The organism is Pedobacter sp. HMWF019 (assembly GCF_003061025.1).
Lineage (GTDB): Bacteria > Bacteroidota > Bacteroidia > Sphingobacteriales > Sphingobacteriaceae > Pedobacter.
In genome coordinates this window covers 1-7,151 of sequence record NZ_QAIL01000455.1, presented here as the reverse complement: position 1 = coordinate 7,151, position 7,151 = coordinate 1, and the positions used below count along the sequence as shown (strand labels likewise).

At 40.0% G+C, this 7,151-nt stretch carries 7 protein-coding genes; all 7 read left to right on the top strand.

Annotated features, from left to right (window positions below):
• Positions 1 to 114 precede the first annotated feature (114 nt).
• The 7 genes from DBR11_RS24050 (at position 115) to DBR11_RS24020 (ending at position 7,063) form a co-directional block, all read left to right on the top strand.
• Positions 115 to 618 (top strand): hypothetical protein, encoded by a 504-nt coding sequence (locus DBR11_RS24050; protein WP_108555131.1) that lies wholly within the window; start codon positions 115 to 117, stop codon positions 616 to 618.
• 58 nt (positions 619 to 676) lie between these two features.
• A complete protein-coding gene (locus tag DBR11_RS24045) occupies positions 677 to 1,309 on the top strand; it encodes an ATP-binding cassette domain-containing protein (RefSeq protein WP_108555130.1) in 633 nt (210 codons plus the stop codon).
• A complete protein-coding gene (locus tag DBR11_RS24040) occupies positions 1,309 to 2,421 on the top strand; it encodes a hypothetical protein (protein ID WP_108555129.1) in 1,113 nt (370 codons plus the stop codon). Before DBR11_RS24045 ends, DBR11_RS24040 begins: the two co-directional genes overlap by 1 nt.
• A 449-nt stretch (positions 2,422 to 2,870) precedes the next feature.
• Positions 2,871 to 3,863, top strand: coding sequence for a DMT family transporter (locus DBR11_RS24035; RefSeq protein ID WP_233260884.1), 993 nt, complete (start codon positions 2,871 to 2,873; stop codon positions 3,861 to 3,863).
• Positions 3,844 to 5,574 (top strand): dihydroxy-acid dehydratase, encoded by a 1,731-nt coding sequence (locus tag DBR11_RS24030; RefSeq protein WP_108555128.1) that lies wholly within the window; start codon positions 3,844 to 3,846, stop codon positions 5,572 to 5,574. The genes DBR11_RS24035 and DBR11_RS24030 overlap by 20 nt, the downstream gene beginning before the upstream one ends.
• 46 nt (positions 5,575 to 5,620) lie before the next feature.
• Complete coding sequence (locus DBR11_RS24025; protein WP_108555145.1) at positions 5,621 to 6,259, top strand: GntR family transcriptional regulator; 639 nt, start codon at positions 5,621 to 5,623, stop codon at positions 6,257 to 6,259.
• 12 nt (positions 6,260 to 6,271) lie between these two features.
• Positions 6,272 to 7,063, top strand: coding sequence for an SDR family NAD(P)-dependent oxidoreductase (locus tag DBR11_RS24020; RefSeq protein ID WP_108555127.1), 792 nt, complete (start codon positions 6,272 to 6,274; stop codon positions 7,061 to 7,063).
• The last annotated feature ends 88 nt before the right edge of the window (positions 7,064 to 7,151 follow it).

The following is a 7,151-nucleotide window of genomic DNA, read 5'->3' as shown; positions in this document are numbered from 1 at the left end:
CGTCTATACCTTTTGCCTTTCTGCCCACTCTCCGTTCTACAGGTGTAGAAATAGTAGTAGATTTAATTAACATTTAGATAATGGAAATTAAATCACCCTTTAAAATACAGCATCATGAATACGCTGATCATCGGGACAGAACTCCCCAATTACAATAACCCGGTTTTAACTGAAAACAGCATTATTCCAGACCACGAACTCAATCTGGACGAACAACTTATCATTACCGTTCAAAATCTCCCTGTATACAACTATATCATCAGCAGGGAGAAACTCAACCTTTATTACATGGAGAAATTCCGTATGTTAAAATTGCTTTGCGCAAGGCACCTGTCAGAGCTCGCAACAGTAGAGACACAATATCCCGCACTCGCCGCCGTACTAAGGCTAAATAAACCTTCCGTTATCAGTGAGATCATCCCTTATTTAAAGGAACTGAATATCTATCATAATGAGGTAAACTGGAATTTAAATCAACAACTACCTGTTTATGGGATCAGGATGGGACTTGGATTTCCGGATCTGGTTACATACGCATCCATCTTCGAGAAACTTAGCCAGTATTTAAAGCCTAAAGATCACATTACAAAAACGATTGCAGACCATAAGATGTCCTGAAACATAGAGGTGAAGGCGGGATATTGTAACAAATCATCCAGACTCACCTCTAAAACATATGCTGACATTGATCAACTTTCAAAAAAAATATCAGAACAATATAGTTTTAAACATTCCAGATTTCAATATTGATCGAGGTATCTACTGGTTAAAAGGAGGAAATGGCACAGGAAAGAGTACTTTACTGAAATCTTTAGCAGGACTTCTTCATTTTGACGGAGACATCCTACTGAATAATCAGGTTAACCTTAAGAAGCACCCGAGAATGTACAGAAAGCTGGTTAATTTTGCAGAAGCAGAACCTGTTTTTCCTGAATTCCTAACCGGAAATGAAATGGTAACTATGTTTGCCGAAGCGAAAGAAGCAGATCCCGGTCAGCAAAACCAGTATTTAGAAAGTATGGATATGTTGACTTATATAGACCAATCTATAAGCACTTATTCTAGTGGTATGCTGAAAAAACTATCACTTACACTTGCATTTTTGGGTAAACCTAAACTGATCTTATTAGATGAACCACTCATTACCGTAGATACGGCATCCCTGCAAATATTATACAAATGGATCACAGTAAATTATCATAAGTATGGGACCAATTTTATTCTGGCTTCACATCAACCCCTGGAAAATTCTGGAATCCCTGTTACAAGAGAAATTTTAATCGAGACTAAATCTCTTAAATTTAATTAATGCCACTGCTGAACATCTTACTCAAAGGATTTGCCTGGAGATTTTACAAAGAAAACTCCGGCCTCTTGCTCTTCTTTTTTGTCAGCATCATCAGTTATTGCTTTTTTATTAAAACCGCCGGAGTTTATCGCCAGGAAGAATCTGTATTTTATCATTTGATGCTAATGATGACCTTCATTACTTCTCCTCTGGTCATGCTAATGGTATTCACTTTATGGCTTCTGTACACCATTAAAAGCTGGCAGTTTGTAGCAAGACTATTAAGACAGGATGAAAATCGCTTTCTATTTTACAGTACGACATCCTACAGCTGGAGCACTCAGTTTAAAGCCTGGTTGTTGATGCAACTTGCCATCTCTCTCCCTTTGATAGGTTACTGGATCTTTGCCTCCATTCTGGGTATCATCTATCATTCCTGGTCCATACCTTTCCTTACACTCCTGTACATATTTTTGCTGGCACTCATCAGTGCGTGGCTGTATGTCTTCCTGGTTAACCGCGCCGAAAGATCCAGCAGGTCTTCTATACTCATTAGATTGAGCAAGAAGCATAAAAAACATTTTTCGACCCTGTTTATCTATCGCATTTTTGATCAGGAAAAACTCCTTTATCTACTTATAAAAGCACTTTCTTTGCTGACCATGACCGCTTTATTCCGTTTATTTCAGGATGCAGCAGAGCAGCAGATTGCTCCGGTGATCATACTGGGCGTAACAACCATACACAGCTTTTTCATTTTTCAGGAACAATATTTCCAGGAAAGTCGTTTACACTTACTTCGAAATCTCCCTATAAGCCGGGAAAAATTATTTTTTTCTTTTGCATTGGTTTATTTCCTCATCACATTACCCGAAACACTGTGGCTTTTTTCGAAATTCCCAGTTTCACTCAGCTTAACAAGTTGTATTTTTGGCTTATGCATCGCTTTTCTCTTTAGAAGTATTGTCCTGTTAACAGGAATGAATGTCTTTAAATACCTACTTTTAATCTTTGGTCTGTTTGTATTACTTTTTTATCTCATTTTACTACTAAGACCTGAATTTATTAGCTTTACGTGCCTTACAATCTCCTTTTCTATCTATTATTTTCGATTTTACAAACCATTTTTTTGATTTTGGCATAATTACTGCTGTAAACAACACACATCTACACTATGAAAATTAAAGGGAAGCATCTGAGAAGACACTTCCTTTTCTTTTTTAACTGCTCTCCTTTCTTCCTTCCATAAATTACGGCAATGCCAACGACCAGTACAAGATCGATTGGAAAATTAAGTTTAAAAAGAAGATAACCACGGGATAACAAGAACTTAACAATAAGCCCTTAGCTTTGCACTATAAATATCTGGTTAATATTTATAAGTTTAGGTTTAGTTGATAATAAAAAGCCATGATGGATGTCAGGGCTTTTTTTGTATATCTAATATACAATGAATTATGAAATATTTTATCTGTGAACCAGAAACATAACTTAGAATTAACACACCATTAACAATCGTTCAAACCAAATTCGCTTGTTCCGCAACATTCATAAACAAAATTGTTTACAAAAAGTAGCAAAAATGTTTACATTAGAACCGCGTATGAAACGATCACTTATTTCCTGGAGCGCTCTTTTCGCATGTAACCTCATGTGGTCCCTTCAATTTACATCGATTAAATTGGTCCAGGATCAAGTGGGTGCTTTCAGCACCGTTTTTATTCCGATGCTGCTGTCTTCTATTTTCATGCTACCTTTTGTATACAAAGATGTAAAAGCCAACAAGAACAGAAGGTTCAGTGATCTGAAAATCTTTATATTACTCGCTATTGCAGGCCAGTTTCCAGCACAAGTACTCATGACTTTTGGCACACAGCGGTCAACCGCCAGTACAACCTCTATTATAAACCTTACCCTGCCTGTTGTTTCCGCTCTATTCGCAGTATGGCTGTTAAAAGAAAAAATGAACCCCCTCCGCTGGATCAGTTTTGCTATAGCCATTACCGGTGTAATCCTTTGTTCAATGAAAGATATGGCAGGTTTAAATCTAAACATGCGATATACCATAGGCAATCTGCTTATTTTCACTGGCGTACTCGGCAGTGGCCTTTACAATACCTTATGTAAAAAAATAGCGGCTGATTATACTGAAATTGAGATGCTCTTCTATACCTATATATTTATGGTCGTCTTACTGTTCCCTTTTGTGTGGCATTATGAAGGCAATATATGGAAATCAATCCCTGTTTTTACTTTAAGGACATGGATCGGTCTTGCTCTATTGACCATTTTTCATAATTTTTTATCGATGATCCTGTTTTTTAAAGCATTAAAAAACCTGGAGGCTATCCAGGTTGCTTTATCAAACTTTCTAATCACTTTTTTCGGTCTTCCTATTGCCGTTCTATTTTTGCATGAAAAGCTAAACCTGATGTCTTTAGCTGGCGGCCTGCTTGTATTGATCGGTACTATAGTGATTACAGTTTGGGAATACAAAAGAAAATCTACTGATAAAATTCCTGCTGAAGCCCTAAATACCCTTACCTATCCAAAACATGAAAACTCCGTTACGTAGCCACCAATGGTTCTATGGGCCCAATGAAACGGGCCTTTTACACAAAGGCGCCCTGCGCTCCAGTGGAATCGATATGGACCTTTATCACGGACAACCCATCATCGGCATCGCCAATACCTGGGCTGAACTCAACAATTGCAACATCAGTTTAAGAGATGTCGCTACCCAGGTAAAGCGAGGTATATATGAGGCCGGCGGTATTCCACTGGAATTCCCTGTCATTACCCTGGCGGAGGAACTCATGAAACCCAGTGCAATGCTATACAGGAACTTATTATCAATGGATGTTGAAGAAAATTTACGTGCCTATCCATTAGATGGTGTGATTTTGCTTGGTAATTGCGATAAAACAGTCCCCGGCTTACTCATGGGTGCAATTAGTGCCAATCTTCCAACAATACAGTTAAATGCGGGACCAAAGAAGGTCGGCATACATAAAGGCAAACGTCTTGGCAGTGGCACTGATCTTTGGAAATACTGGGACGAGCTGAGAACCGGTACCATTGACGAGGAAGAATGGGAAAACATTGGTATTAGCTTGAGTTGTGGCGCCGGATCCTGCAATACAATGGGAACAGCGGCAACAATGAATGGCCTGCTGGAAGGATTAGGAATCATGCCCCTGGGTTTAAGCACCCTTCCGGTTGACAGCCCGGAAAGATCCCGTTTATCTAAGGAAGCTGGAAAACGCATTGTTGAAATGGTCCGGGAAGACCTTAAACCTTCTGACATCCTTACTTTGCCTGCCTTTAAGAATGCAGCAACCTTGCTTATGGCCTTAGGAGGCTCAACAAATGCTATGATTCATCTCACAGCACTGGCGGGTAGAATAAAGATATCACTATATCCAGATATCTTTAATAAAACAGCAGAGACGGTTCCCTGTATTGTTAACGTGCAACCAGTTGGTGCCCACCTCATAGATGAGTTTGATGCAGCGGGGGGCATTCCAGCGGTATTGAAAAACTTAGAACATCTTATTGATCCCTCTGTTCAAACGTATACGGGAAAAACTTTGGGTGAACTAACCGCCAACAGTAAATCACTTGATCAAAATCTAATAAAACCACTTTCTGATGCCGTCAGCTACCTTCCCGCGATAGCCATCTTATCCGGCAACCTGGCACCACATGGTGCAGTGATTAAGGTCGCCTCGGCCTCACCCGAACTCCTCAATCATAGCGGCCGTGCACTTGTATTCAATTCTTACGAGAATATGCTGGCCAGAATTGACGATCCGGATTTACCTGTCGATGCCACAAGCGTTATGATTTTAAGAAATGCAGGACCTAAAGGCGTACCTGGGATGCCAGAATGGGGAATGATCCCCATTCCGAAAAAACTACAGCTTAAGGGCGTGAAAGACATGGTGAGAATAAGTGATGCACGCATGAGCGGAACCAGCTTTGGTACAGTAATTTTACATGTTGCTCCTGAAGCTGCATTAGGAGGCCCACTAGCCCTGGTGCAGGATGGAGATATGATTTCTATTGATATTGCGGCCAGACACATTCATCTTGAGGTAAGTGATCAGGAACTCCAAACCAGAAAACAACAATGGAAACCTGCTGATACTTTACATAAAAGAGGATACCCGGCATTGTATATCAGAGAAGTATTACAGGCCAACGAAGGCTGTGATTTTGATTTTTTGAAACCCAAAAACGAAGAAGAATTAATTTTTATCGGCCCAATAGTAGGCAGATCATAATAGAAAAACTATGCATCAGGAGAACACGAAACAAGAAAACAAGAAAATGAAATCAGATTCGCAGGCCGTTAAAGTCTATAATGAAATCAGAAGGATGATCCATTTGTACCTGCTGATGCCCAATACCCGACTTAAAGAAGACGAATGGGCAAAAAAAATGGAAGTAAGCAGAATGGCCGTACGGGAAGCTTTAAACCGATTGCTGGGTGAACGCCTGGTTACATTTGGTGAAAAGGGCGGGTATTTCGTAACCTCAATTACCGAAGAAGACATTCACGAAATCCGTGAGTTAAGAGAAATACTCGAGATAGGTGCGCTCCGGCTTTGCTTTAAAAAAATGAACAATTCGCACCTTTCCAGGTTACAAAAAATATGTGATGATTTCAGCTCTATGGTTGAACAAGGTTATTACAGCGGCGCCATGGAGGCAGATATGAAATTCCACGAAACCTTATTTGAAATTGCCGACAACGAACGCCTGCACCACGCCTATCACACCAGTCATATTATGTTATTTCATCTGAAATTAGGGAAAGTACATACCTATCTGGACGACTTTGCGCAAACAGATGAGGAACATCGAAAAATTCTCAAATATATTAAAGAGAAGAATTTAAAACTCGCTGAAGATGCATTATATAGTCATTTAGCCAGAGGTTCAGCTTCTGCATTGGGATTGGACTAAGACATAGATATAATGGATTTAAGAAAACGATTCAACAACAAACACGTAGTGATCACAGGCGCTGCACAGGGTATAGGCTTTGAAATTGCATGTCACTTTGCAAGAGAAGGCGCTCTACTTTCTTTGCTGGATCTCAATACTACAATACTCGATATTGCAGCTGAAAAGATAAAACAACTGAGCCCCAAAGTCTACACCCATTACACAGATATCTCGGTTAAAGAACAAGTGGAACAAGCTGTTTCAGCGGCAGAACACCTACAACCTATAGATATATTGATTAATAATGCAGGTATTGCTTTTGAAACTCCTTTTCTGGAGATTGAGGAAAAGGAATGGCAAAAGATCATGGACGTTAACCTTAAAGGCATGTTCCTCGTTTCGCAATCTGTTTGCCGTTTCATGGCTAAAAGAATGAAAGGTGTAGTGGTCAACATGAGTAGTAAAAATGGCCAGGATGGAGAATTCGGCTATGCCCATTACAATGCATCAAAAGCTGGTGTCATCATGCTTACCAAAACCATGGCGCTGGAACTCGCCCATTTAAACATCCGGGTTAATGCAGTAGCTCCGGGCTATATTCAAACCCCACTTTCTGAAACGATCGACTCTCCTGAATTTACAGCAAATTTTGTTGAAAGCTATATTCCAATGAACAGAGTTGGTAAACCGCAGGAAATAGCCCCCCTCTTTTTATTTCTGGCCGGTGAAGAAAGTAGCTTTATTACCGGACAAGTTTTTGTTGCCGACGGCGGGCAGCTGGCAGGCCAGAAGCCCGGTCAAAATCTTACAGGCGCCCTGTAACCAACATTGTACAGCTAAGAAACACTTAAAGGGAACAGGATAAACTCCGTTTCCTGTGTTTGTATATATTTGTGTGAATATTTTGTAT

Excerpts from the sequence above, each read along its gene's own strand:
- DBR11_RS24025 (WP_108555145.1), top strand. The coding sequence starts at position 5,621 with ATGAAATCAGATTCGCAGGCCGTTAAAGTCTATAATGAAATCAGAAGG.
- DBR11_RS24035 (WP_233260884.1), top strand. The coding sequence starts at position 2,871 with ATGTTTACATTAGAACCGCGTATGAAACGATCACTTATTTCCTGGAGC.
- DBR11_RS24050 (WP_108555131.1), top strand. The coding sequence starts at position 115 with ATGAATACGCTGATCATCGGGACAGAACTCCCCAATTACAATAACCCG.
- DBR11_RS24030 (WP_108555128.1), top strand. The coding sequence starts at position 3,844 with ATGAAAACTCCGTTACGTAGCCACCAATGGTTCTATGGGCCCAATGAA.
- DBR11_RS24020 (WP_108555127.1), top strand. The coding sequence starts at position 6,272 with ATGGATTTAAGAAAACGATTCAACAACAAACACGTAGTGATCACAGGC.
- DBR11_RS24040 (WP_108555129.1), top strand. The coding sequence starts at position 1,309 with ATGCCACTGCTGAACATCTTACTCAAAGGATTTGCCTGGAGATTTTAC.
- DBR11_RS24045 (WP_108555130.1), top strand. The coding sequence starts at position 677 with ATGCTGACATTGATCAACTTTCAAAAAAAATATCAGAACAATATAGTT.